Below are 20,012 nucleotides of genomic sequence, written 5' to 3' on the forward strand. Positions count from 1 at the left end.
GCTGGACGTCACCCCGCTGTCGCTGGGCATCGAGACCAAGGGCGGGGTGTTCACCAAGCTCATCGAGAAGAACACCACGATCCCGACCAAGCGCTCGGAGATCTTCACCACGGCCGACGACAACCAGCCGTCCGTGCAGATCCAGGTCTACCAGGGCGAGCGCGAGATCGCGCAGTACAACAAGAAGCTGGGCGTCTTCGACCTGTCCGGCCTGCCCCCGGCGCCGCGCGGCGTGCCGCAGATCGAGGTCACCTTCGACATCGACGCCAACGGCATCGTCAACGTGACCGCCAAGGACCTGGGCACGGGCAAGGAGCAGTCGGTGACGATCTCCGGCGGCTCGGCGATGTCCAAGGACGACATCGACAAGATGGTCCGCGAGGCCGAGCAGTACGCCGAGGAGGACCGCAAGCGCCGCGAGGAGGCCGAGGTCCGCAACAACGCCGAGTCCCTCGTCTACCAGACCGAGAAGGTCATCAAGGACAACGAGGAGCAGATCCCGGCCGAGGTCAAGTCCGAGACCGAGGCCGCGCTCGGCGAGCTGAAGCAGGCCCTGGAGGGCACCGACGTCGAGGCCATCCGCTCGGCGAGCGAGAAGGTCGCCCTGGCCAGCCAGAAGATCGGCTCGGCCATCTACGGCCAGCAGCAGGCGGGCGCCGAGGGCGGCGCGGACGCCTCCGCGGCCGGCGGCGCCCAGCAGGAGGAGGCCGACGTCGTCGACGCCGAGATCGTCGACGAGGACAACGGCAAGCGCGACGGCCAGGCCTGAGCGGCGGTCGGACTCTTCTAGCTAGGAGGTGCGGCCAATGGCGCTGCCTGACTACGAGAACGGCGAGGCGGGCGAGGGGCCGGTGATCCGCGACAAGCGGCGCGTCGACCCCGAGACCGGCGAGCTGCGCACCCCCGACGGCGCCGCCCCCGAGCAGGAGGCGGACGCCCCGGCGGAGGAGGAGGCGGCCGGTGCCCCGGGCGCCGACCAGCGGGTCACCGAGCTCACCAACGACCTCAAGCGGTTGCAGGCCGAGTACGCCAACTACCGCAAGCGGGTCGACCGGGACCGGGCCGCGGTCAAGGAGCAGGCCGTGGCCCAGGTGGCCGGCGAGCTGCTGCCGATCCTCGACGACATCGGCCGTGCGCGCGAGCACGACGAGCTGACCGGCGGCTTCAAGTCGGTCGGCGAGGCGCTGGAGTCGGTGGTGGTCCGCCTGGGGCTGACCAAGTACGGCGAGTCGGGCGACGCGTTCGACCCGACCGTGCACGAGGCCCTGACGATGGTCCCCCAGCCGGGGGTCGAGGCGCCCACCGTGATCGAGGTGTTCCAGCCGGGGTACCTCATCGGGGAGCGGGTGCTGCGCCCGGCCCGGGTGGTCGTGGCCGGCCCCGCCGAGGAGGCCGACGGGGACGGGGAGGGCTCCGCCGAGGAGTCCGCCCCGGCCGCGGAGGCCGCCCCGGAGGCCGGGGACGACGAAGAGAAGAAGTAGGACGCGACCGCGCCCCGGGCACCCCCAGGTGCCCGGGGCGCGGACCACCGACGGCGCGGAGCGGGGAGAAGGCACACGTCCATGAGCACCAAGGACTACCTGGAAAAGGACTACTACAAGGTCCTAGGAGTCTCGAAGACGGCCACTCAGGACGAGATCAAGCAGGCCTACCGCAAGCTCGCGCGCGCCAACCACCCCGACGCCAACAAGGGCGACGACGAGGCCGAGGAGCGGTTCAAGGAGATCTCCGAGGCCTACAGCGTTCTGTCGGACGAGAAGCGGCGCAAGGAGTACGACGACGCCCGCTCCCTGTTCGGCGGCTCCTACCGGCCGGGCGGCGGCACCGGTCCCGGCGGCTTCGACCTGGGCGACCTCTTCGGGGGCGGCCCGGGCGGCGGAGGCGGCGCGGGCGGCGGCGACCGGCTCAGCGACCTGTTCGGCGGCCTGTTCGGGGGGCGCGGGCGCACCACCACGACGCCGCGGCGCGGCGCCGACGTCGAGACCGAGACCACGCTGGCCTTCACCGAGGCGGCCGAGGGGGTCACCCGCTCGTTCACGCTGACCTCGGACGCGGCGTGCCCGAGCTGCAAGGGCACCGGAGCGCGCGCGGGCACCTCGCCGCGCATGTGCCCCAAGTGCTCGGGCACCGGGCACGAGAGCAAGAACCTGGGGGGCTTCTCCCTCTCCGAGCCCTGCAGCGAGTGCAAGGGCCGGGGCCTGGTCACCGACGACCCGTGCCCCACCTGCCACGGCAGCGGCCGCGGCAAGAGCAGCAGGACCGTTCAGGCGCGCATCCCCGCCGGCGTCTCCGACGGCCAGCGGATCCGGATCGCGGGCAAGGGAGCGCCGGGAGAGCACGGAGGCCCGGCCGGAGACCTCTACGTGGTGGTACGCGTGCACAAGCACCCCCTGTTCGGCAAGTCCGGCGAGAACCTGACCATCACGGTCCCGGTGACCTTCCCCGAGGCGGTGCTCGGCGCCGACGTGCGCGTGCCCACCCTGGGCGGGGTGCCGGTGACGGTGAAGATCCCGCCGGGCACGCCCAGCGGGCGGACGCTGCGGGTGCGCGGCAAGGGGTCGCGCCGCCGCGACGGGACCCTCGGCGACCTGCTCGTCACGGTCGAGGTGCAGGTGCCGCAGACGATCAGCGCCGACGCGCGCGAGGCGCTGGAGAAGTACCGCGCCGCGACCTCCGACCACGATCCGCGCAGTGGTCTGGAGGCCCAGGCCAAGGGAGCGTGAGCATGATGAACCACGGCGGGCTCGGCGACGACGCCCCGGTCTACGTCATCTCGGTCGCCGCAGAGCTGTCCGGGCTGCACCCGCAGACGCTGCGCCAGTACGACCGGCTCGGCCTGGTCTCGCCGGGCCGCGCCGCCGGGCGCGGGCGCCGGTACTCGGCGCGGGACGTGCAGATGCTGCGCGAGGTGCAGCGGCTCTCCCAGGAGGAGGGCATCAACCTCGCCGGGATCAAGCGCATCCTGGAGCTGCAGCGGGAGGTGGCCGAGCTCCGCGAGACCGTCTTCCACCTGCACAACGAGCTGGAGGCGGCGCGCTCGGCGGTGGCCCGCCGGGGGGCCGCGGCGCAGGGGCCGCCGCCGCGACCGGGCGGCGAGCTGATGCCGGTGCGGCGCACCCGGGTGACGGTGTTCGGCGCCGCGGTCCAGCCCGAGCGGCGGGACGAGCGCCGGGACGACCGGCCCGGGGACCGGCCCGGCGATGACCGGCGGGACGACCCCCGCCGCGACTGACGCGCCCGGAGGGGGCGCGGCCCGGCGCCGAGCGCCGGGCCGCGGCGGCGCACGTCCGATTTGCACAACCTCATAGGGATTCGCACGAAGGGGGCGGCGACGACATGAACTACAAACTCACCACCAAGAGCCAGGAAGCGCTCTCCACGGCCATCCGCCGTGCCACGGCCGACGGCGCGCCGCAGGTCGAGCCGGTGCACCTGCTCGCCGCCCTCCTGGAGCAGGGCGAGGGCGTGATCCGGCCGCTGCTCAAGGAGGTCGGCGCCGACCCCGACCAGCTCGCCGGCCGCACCGACCAGGCGCTGGAGGCGATCCCCAAGGCCAGCGGCAGCACGGTCAGCGCGCCGCAGAGCTCGCGCCGGCTCATCGTCTCGCTGAACACGGCGGCGCAGCGGGCGCAGAAGATGGAGGACGAGTACGTCTCCACCGAGCACCTGCTGGTGGGGCTGGCCGCCGACGGCGGGGAGGCCTCCCGGCTGCTCACCGACGCCGGGGCCACGCCGGACGCGCTGCTGGAGGCCTTCGACCGGGTGCGCGGCCCGGGCCGGGTCACCAGCCAGAACCCCGAGGAGACCTACCAGGCGCTGGAGAAGTACGGGGTCGACCTGACCGGCCGGGCCCGCTCGGGCGCGCTGGACCCGGTGATCGGCCGGGACACCGAGATCCGCCGGGTGGTGCAGGTGCTGTCCCGGCGCACCAAGAACAACCCGGTGCTGATCGGCGAGCCGGGCGTGGGCAAGACCGCGGTGGTCGAGGGGCTGGCCCAGCGCATCGTCGCCGGGGACGTGCCCGAGTCGCTCCGCGACAAGCGGCTGATCTCGCTCGACCTGTCGGCGATGGTGGCGGGCGCCAAGTACCGCGGGGAGTTCGAGGAGCGCCTCAAGGCCGTGCTCAACGAGATCAAGGAGAGCGACGGCCAGATCATCACGTTCATCGACGAGCTGCACACCATGGTGGGCGCGGGCGCCGCCGAGGGCGCGATGGACGCGGGCAACATGCTCAAGCCCATGCTCGCCCGGGGTGAGCTGCGCATGGTCGGCGCGACCACGCTGGACGAGTACCGGGAGCGGATCGAGAAGGACCCCGCACTGGAGCGCCGCTTCCAGCAGGTGCTGGTGGGCGAGCCGTCGGCGGCGGACACCATCGCGATCCTGCGCGGGCTCAAGGGGCGCTACGAGGCCCACCACAAGGTGCAGATCGCCGACTCGGCGCTGGTGGCGGCGGCGACGCTGTCGGACCGCTACATCACCGCCCGGTTCCTGCCCGACAAGGCCATCGACCTGATCGACGAGGCGGCCTCCCGGCTGCGCATGGAGATCGACTCCCGTCCGGTGGAGATCGACGAGCTGCAGCGCACCGTGGACCGCCTGAAGATGGAGGAGATGGCGCTGGCCAAGGAGTCGGACCCGGCCTCGGTGCAGCGGCTGGAGCGGCTGCGCGCGGACCTGGCCGACCGCCAGGAGGAGCTGAACGGGCTCAACGCCCGCTGGGAGCAGGAGAAGGCGGGGCTGAACCGGGTCGGCGACCTGAAGACGCACCTGGACAACCTGCGCACCAAGGCCGAGCGGGCGCAGCGCGAGGGCGACTTCGCCGAGGCGTCGCGGCTGATGTACGGCGAGATCCCGCAGGCGGAGAAGCAGCTGGAGGAGGCCACCTCGGCCGAGGAGTCCGCCGAGGAGGAGCCCGGGTCCGGGCACGGCGACACGATGGTCAAGGACGAGGTCGGCGCGGACGACGTGGCCGACGTGGTCTCGTCGTGGACCGGCATCCCGGTGGGGCGGCTGATGGAGGGCGAGACCTCCAAGCTGCTGCGCATGGAGGAGGAGCTGGGGCACCGGCTGATCGGGCAGGGCGGCGCCGTGGCGGCGGTGTCCGACGCGGTGCGCCGGGCGCGGGCGGGCATCTCCGACCCGGACCGGCCCACCGGATCGTTCCTGTTCCTCGGGCCGACCGGCGTGGGCAAGACCGAGCTGGCCAAGGCGCTGGCGGAGTTCCTCTTCGACGATGAGCGCGCGATCGTGCGCATCGACATGAGCGAGTACTCGGAGAAGCACTCGGTGTCGCGGCTGGTGGGGGCGCCCCCCGGCTACGTCGGGTACGAGGAGGGCGGCCAGCTCACCGAGGCGGTGCGGCGGCGGCCCTACACGGTGGTGCTGCTGGACGAGGTGGAGAAGGCGCACCTGGAGGTCTTCGACACGCTGCTGCAGGTCCTGGACGACGGGCGGCTGACGGACGGCCAGGGGCGGGTGGTGGACTTCCGCAACACGCTGCTCATCCTGACCTCGAACCTGGGCTCGCAGTTCCTGGTGGACCCGCAGCTGGAGAACGGGGCGAAGAAGGACAAGGTGATGCAGGTCGTGCAGAACACCTTCAAGCCCGAGTTCCTGAACCGGCTGGACGACGTGATCATGTTCGACGCGCTGTCCACCGAGGAGCTGACCCGGATCGTGGACCTGCAGGTGGAGCGGCTCGGCCGGCGCCTGGGCGACCGGCGCCTGACCCTGGAGGTCACCCCGGCGGCCCGCGAGTGGCTGGCGCTGACCGGCTACGACCCGGCCTACGGGGCGCGGCCGCTGCGCCGGCTGGTGCAGGCCGCGATCGGCGACCCGCTGGCCCGCGAGCTGCTCTCCGGCGAGCTGCGCGAGGGCGACACGGTCAAGGTCGACCTGGACGAGGCCGCCGACCGCCTGACCGTGGTCAAGGCCCCCGAACCCGCGGCGGCCTGACCCGGGCCCAAGGGCCCCCGGCGACGACGTCGCCGGGGGCCCTTGGGGCAGCGCTGCCGGACGGCCCGCCCGGCTCGTTACCTCGGTGCTCCCGGGACCGGTGGGCCCGAGGGGATCCTCATGGCGGCGCGGGATACCAGGTCCATCGCCGCCCTGCGCGGGGCCGGTTCGCCCTCGAGGTCCTTCTTGCGGTAGCGCACCACCTCGCGGTGCCAGTTCAGGATCCCCGACAGCCAGTCCTTCATCAGGTCCGAGTAGCGCCGCAGTGCGTTCCGGGCCCGCTCGTCCAGCCCCATGTCGTCGAACAGCTCGGGCAGGGACTCACGGTCGATGCGGTCGAACTGCTCCAGCCGCACCCGCAGCAGGTCGCCCACCACGTCGCGGGCGGTGATGCGGTCGGTGCCGAGGAAGTTCTCCACCACCAGCACCATGTTGTGGACCTCGCCCTCGCGCTCGACCTCCTTCTGGTACGAGAACAGGTCGTTCAGGATGCACGCCACGTCCTGGGCCGACGTCTCCAGTTCCCGCACCGTCCTGGTGGCGAACACCTCCGCCGGGACGTCCCCCGCCCCCTCCATGCGGGCCAGGGCCATCGTCATGTCCGACCCGAAGGTGCGCCGCCGCATCTCCAGGTAGTCCACCGGGTCCGGCACCCGGTTGGCCGCCTGGTTGTCCAGCTCCCACACCCAGCTCGCCGTCATCTCCCGCACCGCCGTGCGGAAAGCCTCGCGCGCCGCCATCGGCAGCGGCGCCGCCGTCCGGCGCCACAGCTCCTCCAGCCCCCGCTCCATGGGGTCCAGCGGCTGCGGGACCAGCCCCAGGTCCAGCGGCATGAAGGCGCCCAGCCGCTCGTGCGACAGCCGCCCCGCCGCCACGTCCCGGCGGCCGCCGTAGACCAGCGGGTAGTAGTCGTCGCCGTAGGTCCCCCAGCACAGCCAGTCGGTGGAGACCTCCAGCTTCTCCAGCGAGGAGTCGGCGTGGATGGCGGCGGCGCACAGGGCCAGGTCGTACCCGGTGAACTTGTCCTCGCTCCACACCACCGCGCCCACGCCGGGCACCTCGTCGAGCATGCCCATGGAGCGCACCCACTCCAGCGAGTGCTCGCGCGCCGCGTCCAGGTGCGGACTCATCCGGAGCGGGTAGTGGATCGGGATGTCCGGGAGCGGCAGGTGCCCGGTCTCCTGGAACAGCTCCTGGGAGTGCTTGCGCGCGCGGCGGTTCAGCCCCGGGGCGAAGTTCAGGCTCATCGCGGGCACCCGCACCGACGACGCCCCCAGGCCGGTCGGCCCCGACGCCGCCGCGGGCGGCCGCGGGGCGCGCTCCTGCGCGTACCTGCCGGTGGCCGCGTGCCACTCGTGCCCGCCCGCCTGCCAGTCCTGGAGCGCCTTGGCCAGCGCGGCCGCCGCGGCCGCCTCCCCCGGCAGGCCGCCCGACGCCGCGAGCCCCTCGGCCAGCTCGCCCACGGCCGTGTCCTCGAACTGCACCATGCGGGAGGTGAGCAGGTCGTTGACCAGCTCGGCGGCCTCCTGGTCCGGGCACCCGAGGAAGGCGCCGTACACCTGCACGGCGTTGTCCCGGCGCCCGTCGGCGGCGTCGGCGCGGGCCGAGAACAGGTCGTTGCGCAGGTGCACCGCGTCGGCGAAGGCCTCGCGCAGGACGCGGACCGCGCGGCCGTGCGCCGCGTCGCCGACCGAGGCCTTGGCGGCGAACTCGGCGAGGTCGGCGCAGAACAGGCCCCCGCCCCCGGCGCGCCGGTCCTGCAGGTGCTCGACCGGGTTGGGGGCGCGCTCGCGCCCGCGCTGGTCGAGCTCGCGCAGCGGGTCGGCGATGACGCCGCGCAGGTCGGCGGTGAACCGGTCGCGCAGGCTCTCGGGCAGGGCGGGCGCGGTGCGCTCCCACAGGTCCGCGAGGGCGACGACGGACGGGGGCGGGGGCGCGGGCTCCGCCTCGTCCTCGTTGTCGTTGTCCTCGCCGGCCTCGGCGGCGGGGGCCGGGGACTCCGCGCCTCTGTCCTCCAGGACCCCTTCGAGGAGCGCGATGCGGTCGCGCGCGTCGGGGCGGTCCTTTGCGCTGCGGAATCGCGCTCGGGACTCGTCCCGGTGGAAGAACGCCCATGTGTACCAGTCGGTCATCAGCGCGAGGGTGCGCGGGTCGCAGTCGGGGTGGGCGTAGGCGGCCAGCAGCGGGACGTCCATCGCGGCCAGTGAGGCCTCGTCCCAGACGCCGTCGCCGTCCGGCCCCCGGGAGCCGGAGCCGATGAGCCCGGTGCGGCGGACCCACGCCGCGTTGTGCTCGCGCGCGGTCTCCAGGCTCGGGTTGATGCGGGCCGGGTACGGGAGGTAGAAGGCGGGCAGCTCGAAGGCGTCCATCACAGGGGGCCTCTCTCGTCGACCGTGAGCCGGGGCGCGCACCACTTCGCAGGCAGCGTAGATCCGGGGCGGACCGCACGTCCCGCCCTCGGCGCGGATCGGGCGCGGACCGCCCGGGTTCATGGAGCCTTGCCCGCTTTGCCCCCCGGGTTCCGGACACCCGATGTGTCCGCCCCCTCACCCCCCGTTTCACCGCCACCCCCGCCCGAAACGGCGGGCGGTCAGTCGTAGACCTCCGAACGGTGACCGGCGTGGACCCCCGGACGAGCACGCGCCTACGGCCTGAAGAGCGTCCGGTGTCCGCTCACTCCGGTCGCGCCAGCGTCTCGGCCATGACCTGGGCGAGCGGAATCCCCGGCTCCGAGCCGCCCATGCGCTCGCGGACGATTCGAGCGATCTCCTGCTCTTCGAACCGCTGATAGCGCCGGAGCAGCTCGATCGGGACGACGGCGGCGACCTCCTTCCCACGACGGGTGATCACGGTCGGCTCGCCGTCCCTCTCCGCCCGGTCGACGACGACCGCCATGTGGTCGCGGACCATGCGAATGGACTCCACTGGCATGTCGTTCATCCTCCGATGGTGCACCCGCCCCACGGGACGCGGGTGACATGCACACTATTGAAAATGACAATCATTTGCGTCATGATCGACCGAGGCGCCCGGGCCACCTCCCTCTGACCGGGTGCCTCCCCCTCTCCCTCAGGGGTGACCGCAGGAGTGCGGGGGCCGTGGGCGAGTACCGGGTCCGCGGCCCCCGTGCGTTACGCCCGGCGCGGAACCGCCCCGGCGGGCGTGGCCGACGCGCGCGGGGCGCACTATGTTCGGAAGGCAGCGACGCCCGCGACAACGCTGGGGAGGCAGCCGTGTCCGAACCCGCTCCGCAGTCCGATCCCGGCCCCGGGGGCGGTCCCGACCGCCCCTACGGCCCCGGCTTCGCCCCCTCGCCCGTGCCCGCGCCCGTCCCCGACGACGAGCCGCTGATGCGCGACCTGATCGGCGCCATGCTCCGCCGCGTCCGCCAGGAGCAGGGCCGCACCCTGCGCGAGGTGGCCGAGGCCGCCCAGGTCTCGCTCCCCTACCTCTCCGAGGTCGAGCGGGGCCGCAAGGAGCCGTCCTCGGAGGTCCTCGCCGCCATCCGGCAGGCGCTCGGCCTGAGCCTGGTCGACCTGGTGGGCGGCCTGCACATGGAGCTGGCCGCCCCGGCGGTCCTCCCCGTTCAGGGCGTGCCCCGCTCCCTGGGCCGCGGCCCCGCGGGCGGGCACCGGGCCGTCATGCTCGCCGCCTGACGGGCACGGGCCCGGCGCCGCGCCGCCCGCTCAGGCCGCGCGCGCCGCCAGGTCCCGTGCCGACACCAGGCCGTCGACGATCCCGTACTCCAGCGCCTCCTGGGCCGTGAAGATCTTGTCCCGGTCGGTGTCCTCCCGCAGCCGCTCGGTCGTCTGCCCCGTGTGCCGGGACAGGATCTCCTCCACCTGCGCCCTGATCCGCAGCACCTCGGCCGCCTGGATCTCCAGGTCGGCCGCGGTCCCCTGCCCCTCGGCCGAGGGCTGGTGCAGCAGCACCCGCGAGTGCGGCAGCGCCGCGCGCTTGCCCGGGGCGCCCGCCGCCAGCAGCACCGCCGCCGCGGAGGCGGCCTGCCCCATGCACACGGTCGCCACGTCGGCGCGGACGAAGCTCATCGTGTCGTAGATGGCCGTCAGCGCCGTGTTCGAGCCGCCGGGCGAGTTGATGTAGAGCTGGATGTCCCGGTCCGGGTTCTCGTAGTCCAGGTGCAGCAGCTGCGCCATCACCACGTTCGCCACCCCGTCGTCGAGCGGTGTCCCGATGAAGACGATGCGCTCCGACAGCAGCCTGCTGAACACGTCGTAGGCGCGCTCGCCCTCCGGGCGGCGCTCGACCACCGTCGGAATCGTGTAGCTCTGCGCCATCTCACTCCCCCTTCGCCGTGCTCGCCGCCACGCCGGCGGCCATCCCGAACCCGAACCGGCGCGCGGTCTCGCCGCCGATCTCCGCGACGCTCTCCACCACGCGGTCCACGAACCCGTACTCCTTGGCCTCCTGCGCGGTGAACCAGCGGTCGCGGCGCTGGTCCTCGGCGAGGGTCTCCTCCGACTGCCCGGAGTGCTCGGACAGGATGCGCAGCATCGTCTTCTTGGTGTGCGCCAGGTTCTCGGCCTGGATGGCGATGTCGGCGGCGGTCCCGCCGATCCCCCCGGACGGCTGGTGCATCATGATCCGCGCGTTCGGCAGGCTGTAGCGCTTGCCCGCCGTCCCGGTGCACAGAAGGGCCTGGGCCATGCTGTAGGCCGACCCCATGACCAGGGTCGCCACGTCGTTGGGGATGAACCGCATGGTGTCGTAGACCGCCAGCCCGGCGGTGATCGACCCGCCGGGGCTGTTGATCAGCAGCGTGATGTCGCGCTTGGGGTCCTCCGAGGCCAGCAGCATGAGCTGTGAGCACACCCGGTTGGCCACCGCGTCGTCGATCTCCGAGCCCAGCACCACCATCCGGCCGTGCAGCAGCCCGGTGAGCACCTGGTCGCCGAACCCCCCGCCGGGGGCGGCCTCGGACGCCTCGCTGGTGAGCATCGTCCTCCTCCTCGTCTCCGTCCGTCCGGCGGGGCCTACCGCGCCGCCGGTCCCTCCACCCTGCGGTGCGCCCGGCCGCGCGGGCCACGGTTTCTGCCCTGGGGAGATCTGCTGCGGGCAGAGCCCTGCACCCGCGGGAGGGGCCGCATACGGCACAGGGCGTACACCGGGTGTCGCCCCCGGGACGACGCACACGCGGGGAATGTCCGGAAGGCTCGGTTCCATGACGATCGGTGTCTGGCTCGGGATCTGGCTCGGCGTGCTCTCCTGCGCCTGTTACACGGCCGCCGCGGTGGCCCAGCGCAGGCTCGCCCTGGCCGTGCCGGAGCCGCTCACCGCCGGGCGGTCGCTGGCCGCGCTGGCCCGCCACCCCCTGTGGTGGGGCGCCGCCGCGCTGAACGCGGGCCGCGCCGCCCTCCAGGTCGGCGCGCTCGCCTTCGCCCCGCTCACCGTGGTGCAGCCGCTGGGCGTGCTGGTGCTGGTGTTCGGCCTGCCCTGGTCGGCCCGCCTGTCCGGGCGCCGGGTGACCGCGCGGGAATGGCGCGGGGCGCTGCTCACCGTGCTGGCGCTGGGGGTGCTCCTGACGGTGGCCGTGACCGGCGGCGAGGGGCGGCCGATGGGCACCGGCACCGGCGCGCTCGTGGTCGGCGGGACGGCGGCGCTGCTGGGCGCGCTGGCCTGGACGGCCGGGCGGGTCCCCTCCCCCGTCTGGCGCAGCCACCTGCTGGCGGCCGCCGCCGGGATCGCCTTCGGGGTCGCCTCGGCCACCGCCAAGACCGTGATCGCCGTCGCCGCCGACGGCGGGGCCGCCCCCGCCCTGGCGCACCCGGCCGCGGGCGGCACCGCGCTGATCGCCATCGCCGGGCTGCTGCTGGCGCAGGCCGCCTACCAGGGGGCCGAGCTGGGCGCCCCGCTCGGGGTGACCACGGTGGCCAACCCGGTGGCGGCCTCGGTGGCGGGGGTGGCGTTCATGGGCGAGACCTACTCCGGCGGCTGGCCGGGGACCGGGGTGGCGGTGCTGTGCGCACTGCTCGCGGGCTACGGCATCGCCCTGCTGGCGGACCCCTTCCGAGCTGGCCGAACCCGGTCATCCCGGCCCTCACCGGCGCTTTCGGGCACCTCCTGCCGGTAGGATCGCCGGGCACCGCCCCGGGGACCGCCCGGGTGCGGACCGACGCCGGAGGGAGCGGCCGGGCACGCCATGGGTTTCTTCGACGCGGCGCTCGCCTTCCCCACGGTGCTCTTCAGCGTCCCGCTGCTGGTGGTCGTCGCCTACTGGCTGACCGCGCTGGCGGGCGTCCTCGACATCGGCCTCCTCGACGGCGGCGCCGAGGCCGAGGGCTCCCCCGGCGGCCTGACCGGCGTGCTCACCGCCGTGGGGCTGGGCGGGATGCCCGCCACCGTGGCGCTGTCGCTGCTGACCGCCTTCGCCTGGTTCACCGCGCTGGCCGGAGTCGTCGTGATCGAATCCCTTGGCCTGTCCACCCCCGTCGTCGTCATCGCCTCCGTCCTCGTCCTGGTCATCGCCGTGATGGTGGCCTGGGGCGTGACGAGCGGCGTCGCGGTGGGCGTGCGCCGCCTGCTGCCCGGCTCGGCCCGCGTGCGCACCGGGCACGACCTGGTGGGGCGCACCTGCACGGTGCGCACCGGCCGGGTCGACGACGGGTTCGGCCAGGGCGAGGTGGTCTTCGACGACGGCTCCAGCATGACGGTGCAGGTGCGCACCATCGGCGGGGAGCTCCTCTCCTCCGGCGACACCGCGCTCATCTTCGACCACGACACCGAGGCCGGCTTCTACCGCGTCTCGCGCTTCGACCCCGCCCTGGACCCCGGCGACACCTGAGCCGCCCGGCCCCGCTCCCCGAGCGGGCGGCTGTGACCTGGCCGAATCCGGCCGCACGCGGAACCGCCCCGTGCACGCCCCCGTCTGAGGTGCCGAGGACGTCCCGCGGCACCGGCCCCTGCGGCCCCGGACGCCTCACCCCTGCCCGCACGAGCCGCCCCGCACGATCCGGACCACGTAGAAAGTTCGCCCCGTATGGAAGCAATCGGCGTCGCCGGCGGTGTCCTCATCGCCGTACTCCTGCTCATCGCCGTCCTGGTCCCCTTCATCCTGCTCAAGATGTTCCAGAAGGTCCGCCAGGGCGAAGCGCTGATCATCAACAAGTTCCGCCACGACGACGTGTCGCTCACCGGCGCCGTGGTGCTCCCGGTCATCCACAAGGCCGAGGTCATGGACATCTCGCAGAAGTCCATCGCCTTGGAGCGCAGCGGGCGCAACGGCCTGGTCTGCAAGGACAACATCCGCGCCGACATCAGCATCAAGTTCTTCATCCGGGTGAACCCGGAGAAGTCCGACATCCTGCGGATCGCCAAGAGCATCGGCGTGGAGAACGCCAGCAGCCAGGAGAACCTGCAGGACCTCTTCGACGCCAAGTTCGAGGAGGCGCTCAAGACGGTCGGCAAGCACTTCGACTTCGAGGAGCTCTACACCCACCGCGAGGAGTTCCGCGACCGCATCGTCGAGGTCATCGGCAACGACCTGTACGGCTACGTGCTCGAGGACGCGGCCATCGCGCACCTGGAGCAGACCCCGCTGATGGCCCACGACCGGGACAACATCCTGGACGCCGAGGGCATCACCAAGATCACCGAGCGCACCGCCATCCAGCACCGCCTCACCAACGAGCTGGAGAACGAGCGCGACAAGGAGATCAAGCGCAACGACACCGAGACCGCCGAGACCCTGGCCGAGCTGGAGCGCCAGGAGGCCGAGGCCCGGGCCCGCGCCGAGCGCGAGATCGCCACCATCCAGGCCCGCGAGGAGGCCGAGACCCAGCGCGTCCAGGCCGAGGAGCGGCTCAAGGCCCGCGCCGCCGAGATCCGCACCGAGGAGCAGCTCGGCGTGCAGCGGGAGAACCAGCAGCGGGAGATCGCGGTCGCCGAGAAGAACCGCGAGCGCGTCATCGCCGTGGAGAGCGAGCGCATCGAGAAGGACCGCATGCTGGAGGTCATCGGCCGCGAGCGGGAGACCGAGCTGTCCACCATCGCCAAGGACAAGGAGGTCGAGGCCGAGCGCCGCGAGGTCGCCGACGTCGTCCGCGAGCGGGTCGCGGTGGAGAAGACCGTGGCCGAGCAGGAGGAGGCGATCAAGAAGCTGCGCGCGGTCGAGGAGGCCGAGCGCGAGCGGCAGGCCATCATCATCAAGGCCGAGGCCGAGGCCCAGGAGAACCTGGTCAAGGACATCAAGGCCGCCGAGGCCGCCGAGGAGGCCGCCAAGCACCGGGCCGCCGAGGAGCTCACCATGGCCGAGGCCCGGCAGCAGGCCGCCGACCTGGACGCGCGCTCCCAGATCCGGCTCGCCGAGGGCAAGCAGGCCGAGGCCGCGGCCGAGGGCCTGGCCGCCGTGCAGGTCCGCGAGCAGGACGCCGCCGCCCTGGAGAAGGTCGGCCGCGCCGAGAACGCCGTGGCCAAGGAGAAGGCCGCGATCGAGGCCGAGGCCATCGCCGCCAACCTCAAGGCCGAGGCCGAGGGCCTCAACGACAAGGCCGGCGCCATGGCCGCGCTGGACCAGGCCACCCGCGAGCACGAGGAGTACCGCCTGCGGCTGGAGGCCGAGAAGGAGGTCCGCCTGGCCGGGATCGACGTGCACCGCCAGGTCGCCGAGGCGCAGGCCACGGTGCTGGCGACCGGCCTGGAGAAGGCCGACATCAACATCGTCGGCGGCGACGGCATGTTCTTCGACCGGATGGTCAACGCGGTGGGCATGGGCAAGGCCGTGGACGGGTTCGTCGGCGGCTCCGGCGTCGCCCAGAGCCTGGCCGGCGACTGGCTCAGCGGCGAGCGCGACTTCGCCGCGGACCTGACCGGGGTGCTGTCCCGGGTCGGCACCGAGGACGTCAAGAACCTGTCGGTGTCGGCGCTGCTGATGAAGCTCATCGACGGCGGGGCGCCCGACTCCGACAAGCTGCGCTCCCTGCTGGACACCGCCCGCGAGATGGGCGTGGCCGAGCAGAGCGTGGCCGCGCTGGACAACGGCGCCGCACCGGTGAAGCGGTGAGCCGCCGGTGACGGAGGAACACGACGGCGCCGGCGCGCCCGAGGAGGGCGCGCCGGCCCCCGCCGGACTCGACCAGGGCACCTACGAGGTCCTCCGGGCGCGCCTGTCCGAGCAGGCCCAGGAGCTGGCGCGGCGCGCCGAGGAGCTGAACGGGCGGCGGCTGGGGGTGTTCGGCTCCGGCGAGCTGCGGCTGCTGGGGACCGAGCGGATCCGCACCGAGAACAACTGCGTGCCGCGGGACATCGTGTCGGTCGGCGGGCTCATGCTGTTCGGCTACAACGTGTTCATCGGGCTCAAGCCCGAGACCGCGGTCGGCGACGTGTTCAGCCTGCACGCCTTCGAGCGGGACGCGGAGGGGGAGGGGCTGTCCTTCACCGAGGCCGGCCCCGGCGGGGTGCCCGGCCTGCTGGACGCGCCCGCGTTCGAGCGCGACTTCGGCGAGCTGTACCGGTACTACCGGGAGACCCGCCTGATGCAGCTGCGCCACGTGGAGGGGCGGCTGCTGGCGGTCTTCCAGACCGGGCCGCGCACCGACGACGTGCGGGTCCTGCGCTGGGACACCACCCCGCAGGGGGACGTGTCCTACCGGGACGCGCGCGGCGAGCGCGACCACGTCTTCCCGCCCTCGCACGACTTCGAGTGGACCGAGACCACCCGCGACGACCACGTGCAGGGGCGCCACCCGCACATCTCCATCCGCGGGAAGCTGTTCGTGGAGACCGTCGGCGGCGACCTGACCATCAAGGTGGAGAACAACACCGAGGTGGGCGAGGGCGTCTACAGCGAGCCGGTGGACGAGCCGCTGCAGAGCCTCGCCGACGCCGACGTGCGCTACGCCGAGGTGGGGCCGCTGGTCCTGCTGCGCATCCTGCCCTACAACGAGTCCGACCACCGCTACCTGGTGTTCAACACCCGCACCAAGGAGGTGCGGCGGCTGGACGGCATCGGCCAGGCCTGCCGCCGCCTCCCCGAGGACCAGGGCATCATCTTCCCGGGCGGCTACTACCTGGCCACCGGGACCTACAAGACCTTCGACACCGAGGTGGAGGAGCTGGAGTTCGAGCGGGCCATCCGCTCGCCCAACGGCGAGGACGTGCTGTACGCCTTCCACGCCCGCCGGGAGGGCCGCACCCTGCTGCTGCCCTACAACGTCATCCGCAAGGAGGTCGCCAACCCGATCTCCTGCCACGGCTACTCGCTCTTCGACGACGGCACCATGGTGGTGTTCCGCAACGGGTCGGACGAGCCCACGCGGGTGCACCCGCTGCAGGTGTGGCGCACCCCGTTCGTGTCCGACCTGCACGCGGCGGCCCAGCCGGCCGGGACCGGCCCGCTGGAGCGGATCGGCAACCCCGACCTGGTGCGCGGCATCTCCGACTGCCTGTCGGTGGTGCGCATGGTCGAGGAGATGTCCCCCTCGGCCGCGGTGTTCGAGGCGCTCATCGCCGCCTGCCGCCGCCTGGGCGACCACTACCACTGGCTCGGCGAGGAGGAGCTGGGCGCCCCCGGCGAGGCCGCCGAGCGGGTGCGCGCCACCGCCGAGCAGGTGCTGGAGGAGTTCGAGAACGTCCAGGCGCTCACCGAGCAGGCCGCCGAGGCGCTCGGTGAGGCCGAGACCGAGCTGCTGGGCCTGGTCCGCCGCTCCCGCGGGGAGACCGGGGACACCGCCGACGCCTGGGTCCGCCGCCTGGCCGAGCTCCGCCGCGCCCAGGGGCGGGTGGCCGCGCTGCGGGACATGCGCTACATCGACGGCGAGCGGCTGGACGCGCTCGACGGGCGGCTCGGCGAGGAGCTGGACCTTGCGGGCAAGCGCACCGTCGACTTCCTCCAGGGCGAGGGGGCCTTCACCGGCTACCACGCCGAGGTGGACCGGCTGGCCGCCGACGCCGAGGCGATCGGCGCCGCCTCCGAGGCCGAGGAGGTCGCCGACCGGCTGGCCGCCCAGACCGAGGGCCTGGAGGTGCTCACCCAGGTGGTGGGCTCCCTGGAGGTCGGCGACGCGCAGGTGCGCACCTCCATCCTGGAGCGGGTCGGCGAGGTCCTGGCGGGGGTGAACCGGGCGCGCGCCGCCCTGGACGCCCGCCGCAAGGAGCTGCTGGAGGCCGAGGGCCGGGCCGAGTTCTCCGCCGAGTTCGCGCTGCTGGGCCAGTCGGTCACCGGGGCGCTGGCGGCGGCGGACACCCCCGAGCGGTGCGACGAGCAGCTCGGGCGGCTGATGCTGCAGCTGGAGAACCTGGAGTCGCGGTTCTCGGAGTTCGACGACTTTCTGAACGACCTGGCCGCCAAGCGGGAGGACGTCTACGAGGCGTTCTCGGCGCGCAAGCAGGCCCTGCTGGACGAGCGCGCGCGGCGGGCCGACCGGCTGGCCGAGTCGGCCGAGCGCATCCTGACCGGGGTGCGGCGCCGCGTGGCGTCCATGGAGTCGGTGGAGGACGTCAACACCTACTTCGCCTCCGACCCGATGGTCGCCAAGCTCCGCTCCACCTCCGAGGAGCTGCGCGCGCTGGGCGACGCGGTGCGCGCCGACGAGCTGGAGGGGCGGGTCAAGGCGGCCCGCCAGGAGGCCGGGCGGTCGCTGCAGGACCGGCTGGAGCTGTTCGAGGGCGGCGGAGAGACGCTTCGCCTGGGGCGGCACCGGTTCGCGGTCAACACCCAGCCGATCGACCTGACGCTGGTGCCGCACGAGGGCGAGATGGCGGTGACCGTCACCGGGACCGACTTCCGGCGCCCGGTGCGGGACGAGGCCTTCCAGGACACCCGGGACTTCTGGGACCAGCTGCTGCCCAGCGAGACGGCCGCGGTGTACCGGGCCGAGCACCTGGCGGCGTCGCTGCTGGCCGAGGCCGAGCAGGGCGCCGGCGGGTACACGCTGGAGGAGCTGTCCGAGGCGGCGCTGCGCGAGCCGGGCGACAAGGGTGGGCCCGCGCTGGCCGACATCGTCCGCAAGGCCGCCGAGGAGCGCTACGACGAGGGTTACGAGCGCGGCGTGCACGACCACGACGCGCAGCTGATCCTGCGGGAGCTGCTGCGGCTGCGGGCGGCGGCGGGCCTGCTGCGCTACCCGGTCCGTGCCCGCGCGGCCGCCCAGGTGTTCTGGGCGTTCGGGGCCGCGGAGGGCGAGCGCGAGGCCTGGCGCACCCGGGCGGTGTCGCTGGCCCGCGCGCGCACGGTGTTCGGCTTCCACGGCTCCCCGGCCATCGGGGAGCTGCGTGGGGAGCTGTCCGGGGCGGTCGGGGCCTTCCTGGCCGGGTCGGGCCTGGACGACCTGGCCGACGCGGCGGACGCCGCGGGCGAGTACCTGTTCGAGGAGCTGGGCACCGGCCGGCACGGGTTCGGCACCAGCGCGGGGGCGCGGGAGCTCCTGGAGGGCTTCCGCGACGCGCTGGGCGGGGCGGCGTCGTCCTCGTACAAGGAGTACGCGGGCGACCTGGAGGCGCTCAAGGGCCCGGCCGAGCGGCGCCAGCTCGCCTCGGCGTGGCTCGGGGCGCACGTGGTCGCCTCCGGCAGGGAGGAGGAGCTGGGCGGTTTCCTTGAGGAGGCGGTCGCCGCGGAGCTGTGCGGCGGCCTGGTGGACCGGTACGACTCCTCGGCGGAGCCGTCCGCCACCGTGGAGGGGCTGCTCGGCACGCACCCGCGCATCTCGGGCCGCCGCCTGGAGCTGCGGCTGGACGAGTTCCTGGAGCGCACCCGGCGGTTCCGCGCCGAGCGCGTCCCGGCGTTCCGCGCCTACCAGCGGCGCCGCACCGAGCTGATCGACGCCGAGCGGCGGAGGCTGCGGCTCGACGAGTACGTGCCCAAGGTGATGAGCGGGTTCGTGCGCAACCGGCTCCTGGACGAGTCCTACCTGCCGCTGATCGGGGACAACCTGGCCAAGCAGCTGGGGGCGGCCGGGGACGGGCGGCGGACCGACCAGAGCGGGCTGCTGCTGCTCATCTCCCCGCCGGGGTACGGCAAGACCACGCTGATGGAGTACGTGGCCAGCCGCCTGGGGCTGGTGTTCGTGAAGGTGAACGGCCCCTCGCTGGGGCACGCGGTCACCTCGCTCGACCCGGCCGAGGCCCCGGACGCCACCTCCCGCCAGGAGGTGGAGAAGATCAACTTCGCCCTGGAGATGGGCTCCAACGTGCTCCTGTACCTGGACGACATCCAGCACACGGACCCGGAGCTGCTGCAGAAGTTCATCTCGCTGTGCGACGGGCAGCGCCGCATGGAGGGCGTCTGGGAGGGGCGCACCCGCACCTACGACCTGCGGGGCAAGCGCTTCGCGGTGTGCATGGCGGGCAACCCCTACACCGAGCAGGGGCAGAGGTTCCGGATCCCGGACATGCTGGCCAACCGTGCCGACGTGTACAACCTGGGCGACGTGCTCTCCGGGAAGGAGGACGTCTTCGCGCTCAGCTACATCGAGAACGCCCTGACGTCGAACCCGGTGCTGGCGCCGCTGTCGGGGCGCGACCGCGGGGACGTGGAGCTGCTGGTGCGCATGGCCCGGGGCGACGACTCGGTGCGCCCGGACCGGTTGAGCCACCCGTACTCGCGGGTGGAGCTGGACCAGATCTTGGGGGTGCTGCGGCGGCTGCTGCGGGTCCAGCAGGTGGTGCTGGCCAACAACCAGGCCTACATCGCCTCGGCGGCCCAGGCGGAGGAGTCGCGGACCGAGCCGCCGTTCCGCCTGCAGGGGTCCTACCGGAACATGAACCGGCTGGCGGAGAAGATCGTCCCGGCGATGAACGAGGACGAGCTGGAGGCGGCGATCGACGACCACTACCTGGGCGAGGCGCAGACCTTGACGTCCGGGGCGGAGTCGAACCTGCTGAAGCTGGCCGAGATCCGCGGCACGATGACCCCGGAGCAGGCCGAGCGCTGGCGCGAGGTGAAGGAGGCCTACGTCCGCGGCAAGACCCTGGCCGGGGACGGCGACGACCCCATCGGCAGGGCCGTGGGCGCCGTGGGCCTGCTCGCCGACAAGGTGGGCGCGGTGGAGACCGCCATCACCAGGGCGGCCGACCGCTTCGGAGGACCGGAGGGGGCGTAG

Annotated in this window: 14 protein-coding genes; 10 read left to right on the plus strand and 4 right to left on the minus strand. The window is 73.4% G+C overall.

The window, feature by feature from the left end; translation table 11 throughout:
• The 5 genes from O4J56_RS21845 to clpB form a co-directional block, all read left to right on the plus strand.
• Window positions 1-769, plus strand: a 769-nt coding sequence (locus tag O4J56_RS21845; RefSeq protein WP_270688235.1) for an Hsp70 family protein, incomplete at its 5' end; no start/stop codon positions are given.
• A gap of 37 nt (window positions 770-806) precedes the next feature.
• On the plus strand, window positions 807-1,481 hold the full coding sequence (gene grpE, locus O4J56_RS21850; protein WP_270688236.1) for a nucleotide exchange factor GrpE: 675 nt from the start codon (window positions 807-809) through the stop codon (window positions 1,479-1,481).
• An 81-nt stretch (window positions 1,482-1,562) separates the two neighbouring features.
• Window positions 1,563-2,723, plus strand: a complete 1,161-nt coding sequence (gene dnaJ, locus O4J56_RS21855) for a molecular chaperone DnaJ (RefSeq protein ID WP_270688238.1) — start codon at window positions 1,563-1,565, stop codon at window positions 2,721-2,723.
• 5 nt (window positions 2,724-2,728) lie between these two features.
• Window positions 2,729-3,232 carry a heat shock protein transcriptional repressor HspR gene (locus O4J56_RS21860; protein ID WP_408639159.1) on the plus strand — a complete coding sequence of 168 codons (504 nt, stop codon included), beginning with the start codon at window positions 2,729-2,731 and terminating at the stop codon, window positions 3,230-3,232.
• Between the two features lie 104 nt (window positions 3,233-3,336).
• Window positions 3,337-5,958, plus strand: a complete 2,622-nt coding sequence (clpB, locus tag O4J56_RS21865) for an ATP-dependent chaperone ClpB (protein ID WP_270688239.1) — start codon at window positions 3,337-3,339, stop codon at window positions 5,956-5,958.
• Between the two features lie 77 nt (window positions 5,959-6,035).
• Here clpB and O4J56_RS21870 read toward each other — a convergent pair whose 3' ends face one another.
• Window positions 6,036-8,327 carry a terpene synthase family protein gene (locus O4J56_RS21870; RefSeq protein WP_270688240.1) on the minus strand — a complete coding sequence of 764 codons (2,292 nt, stop codon included), beginning with the start codon at window positions 8,325-8,327 and terminating at the stop codon, window positions 6,036-6,038.
• Window positions 8,328-8,631: 304 nt separating this feature from the next.
• Entirely contained in the window at window positions 8,632-8,898 is a 267-nt protein-coding gene (locus O4J56_RS21875) for a type II toxin-antitoxin system Phd/YefM family antitoxin (RefSeq protein ID WP_270688241.1), read from the minus strand.
• Between the two features lie 410 nt (window positions 8,899-9,308).
• Here O4J56_RS21875 and O4J56_RS21880 point away from each other — a divergent pair, with 410 nt between their 5' ends.
• Window positions 9,309-9,614 carry a helix-turn-helix domain-containing protein gene (locus tag O4J56_RS21880; protein WP_270688271.1) on the plus strand — a complete coding sequence of 102 codons (306 nt, stop codon included), beginning with the start codon at window positions 9,309-9,311 and terminating at the stop codon, window positions 9,612-9,614.
• Between the two features lie 30 nt (window positions 9,615-9,644).
• On the opposite strand, the gene O4J56_RS21885 is transcribed toward O4J56_RS21880, so the two are convergent.
• Together O4J56_RS21885 and O4J56_RS21890 are read right to left on the minus strand one after the other, a co-directional pair.
• Complete coding sequence (locus tag O4J56_RS21885) at window positions 9,645-10,256, minus strand: ClpP family protease (protein ID WP_270688242.1); 612 nt, start codon at window positions 10,254-10,256, stop codon at window positions 9,645-9,647.
• 1 nt (window position 10,257) lies between these two features.
• Complete coding sequence (locus tag O4J56_RS21890) at window positions 10,258-10,917, minus strand: ClpP family protease (RefSeq protein WP_270688243.1); 660 nt, start codon at window positions 10,915-10,917, stop codon at window positions 10,258-10,260.
• Window positions 10,918-11,140: 223 nt separating this feature from the next.
• On the opposite strand from O4J56_RS21890, the gene O4J56_RS21895 reads away from it, so the two are divergent.
• From O4J56_RS21895 to O4J56_RS21910, 4 genes are all read left to right on the plus strand, one after another.
• On the plus strand, window positions 11,141-12,049 hold the full coding sequence (locus tag O4J56_RS21895; RefSeq protein WP_270688245.1) for a DMT family transporter: 909 nt from the start codon (window positions 11,141-11,143) through the stop codon (window positions 12,047-12,049).
• Between the two features lie 69 nt (window positions 12,050-12,118).
• Window positions 12,119-12,760, plus strand: coding sequence for a DUF1449 domain-containing protein (locus tag O4J56_RS21900; protein WP_270688247.1), 642 nt, complete (start codon window positions 12,119-12,121; stop codon window positions 12,758-12,760).
• Window positions 12,761-12,955: 195 nt separating this feature from the next.
• Complete coding sequence (locus tag O4J56_RS21905) at window positions 12,956-14,977, plus strand: flotillin family protein (protein ID WP_270688248.1); 2,022 nt, start codon at window positions 12,956-12,958, stop codon at window positions 14,975-14,977.
• Window positions 14,978-14,984: 7 nt separating this feature from the next.
• Complete coding sequence (locus tag O4J56_RS21910) at window positions 14,985-20,012, plus strand: DNA repair ATPase (protein WP_270688249.1); 5,028 nt, start codon at window positions 14,985-14,987, stop codon at window positions 20,010-20,012.

The organism is Nocardiopsis endophytica (assembly GCF_027706725.1).
Classification (GTDB): Bacteria; Actinomycetota; Actinomycetes; order Streptosporangiales; family Streptosporangiaceae; genus Nocardiopsis_A; species Nocardiopsis_A endophytica.

Coding starts and splice junctions, on each gene's coding strand:
- grpE (WP_270688236.1), top strand. CDS start 807: ATGGCGCTGCCTGACTACGAGAACGGCGAGGCGGGCGAGGGGCCGGTG.
- dnaJ (WP_270688238.1), top strand. CDS start 1,563: ATGAGCACCAAGGACTACCTGGAAAAGGACTACTACAAGGTCCTAGGA.
- O4J56_RS21860 (WP_408639159.1), top strand. CDS start 2,729: ATGAACCACGGCGGGCTCGGCGACGACGCCCCGGTCTACGTCATCTCG.
- clpB (WP_270688239.1), top strand. CDS start 3,337: ATGAACTACAAACTCACCACCAAGAGCCAGGAAGCGCTCTCCACGGCC.
- O4J56_RS21870 (WP_270688240.1), bottom strand. CDS start 8,327: ATGGACGCCTTCGAGCTGCCCGCCTTCTACCTCCCGTACCCGGCCCGC.
- O4J56_RS21875 (WP_270688241.1), bottom strand. CDS start 8,898: ATGAACGACATGCCAGTGGAGTCCATTCGCATGGTCCGCGACCACATG.
- O4J56_RS21880 (WP_270688271.1), top strand. CDS start 9,309: ATGCGCGACCTGATCGGCGCCATGCTCCGCCGCGTCCGCCAGGAGCAG.
- O4J56_RS21885 (WP_270688242.1), bottom strand. CDS start 10,256: ATGGCGCAGAGCTACACGATTCCGACGGTGGTCGAGCGCCGCCCGGAG.
- O4J56_RS21890 (WP_270688243.1), bottom strand. CDS start 10,917: ATGCTCACCAGCGAGGCGTCCGAGGCCGCCCCCGGCGGGGGGTTCGGC.
- O4J56_RS21895 (WP_270688245.1), top strand. CDS start 11,141: ATGACGATCGGTGTCTGGCTCGGGATCTGGCTCGGCGTGCTCTCCTGC.
- O4J56_RS21900 (WP_270688247.1), top strand. CDS start 12,119: ATGGGTTTCTTCGACGCGGCGCTCGCCTTCCCCACGGTGCTCTTCAGC.
- O4J56_RS21905 (WP_270688248.1), top strand. CDS start 12,956: ATGGAAGCAATCGGCGTCGCCGGCGGTGTCCTCATCGCCGTACTCCTG.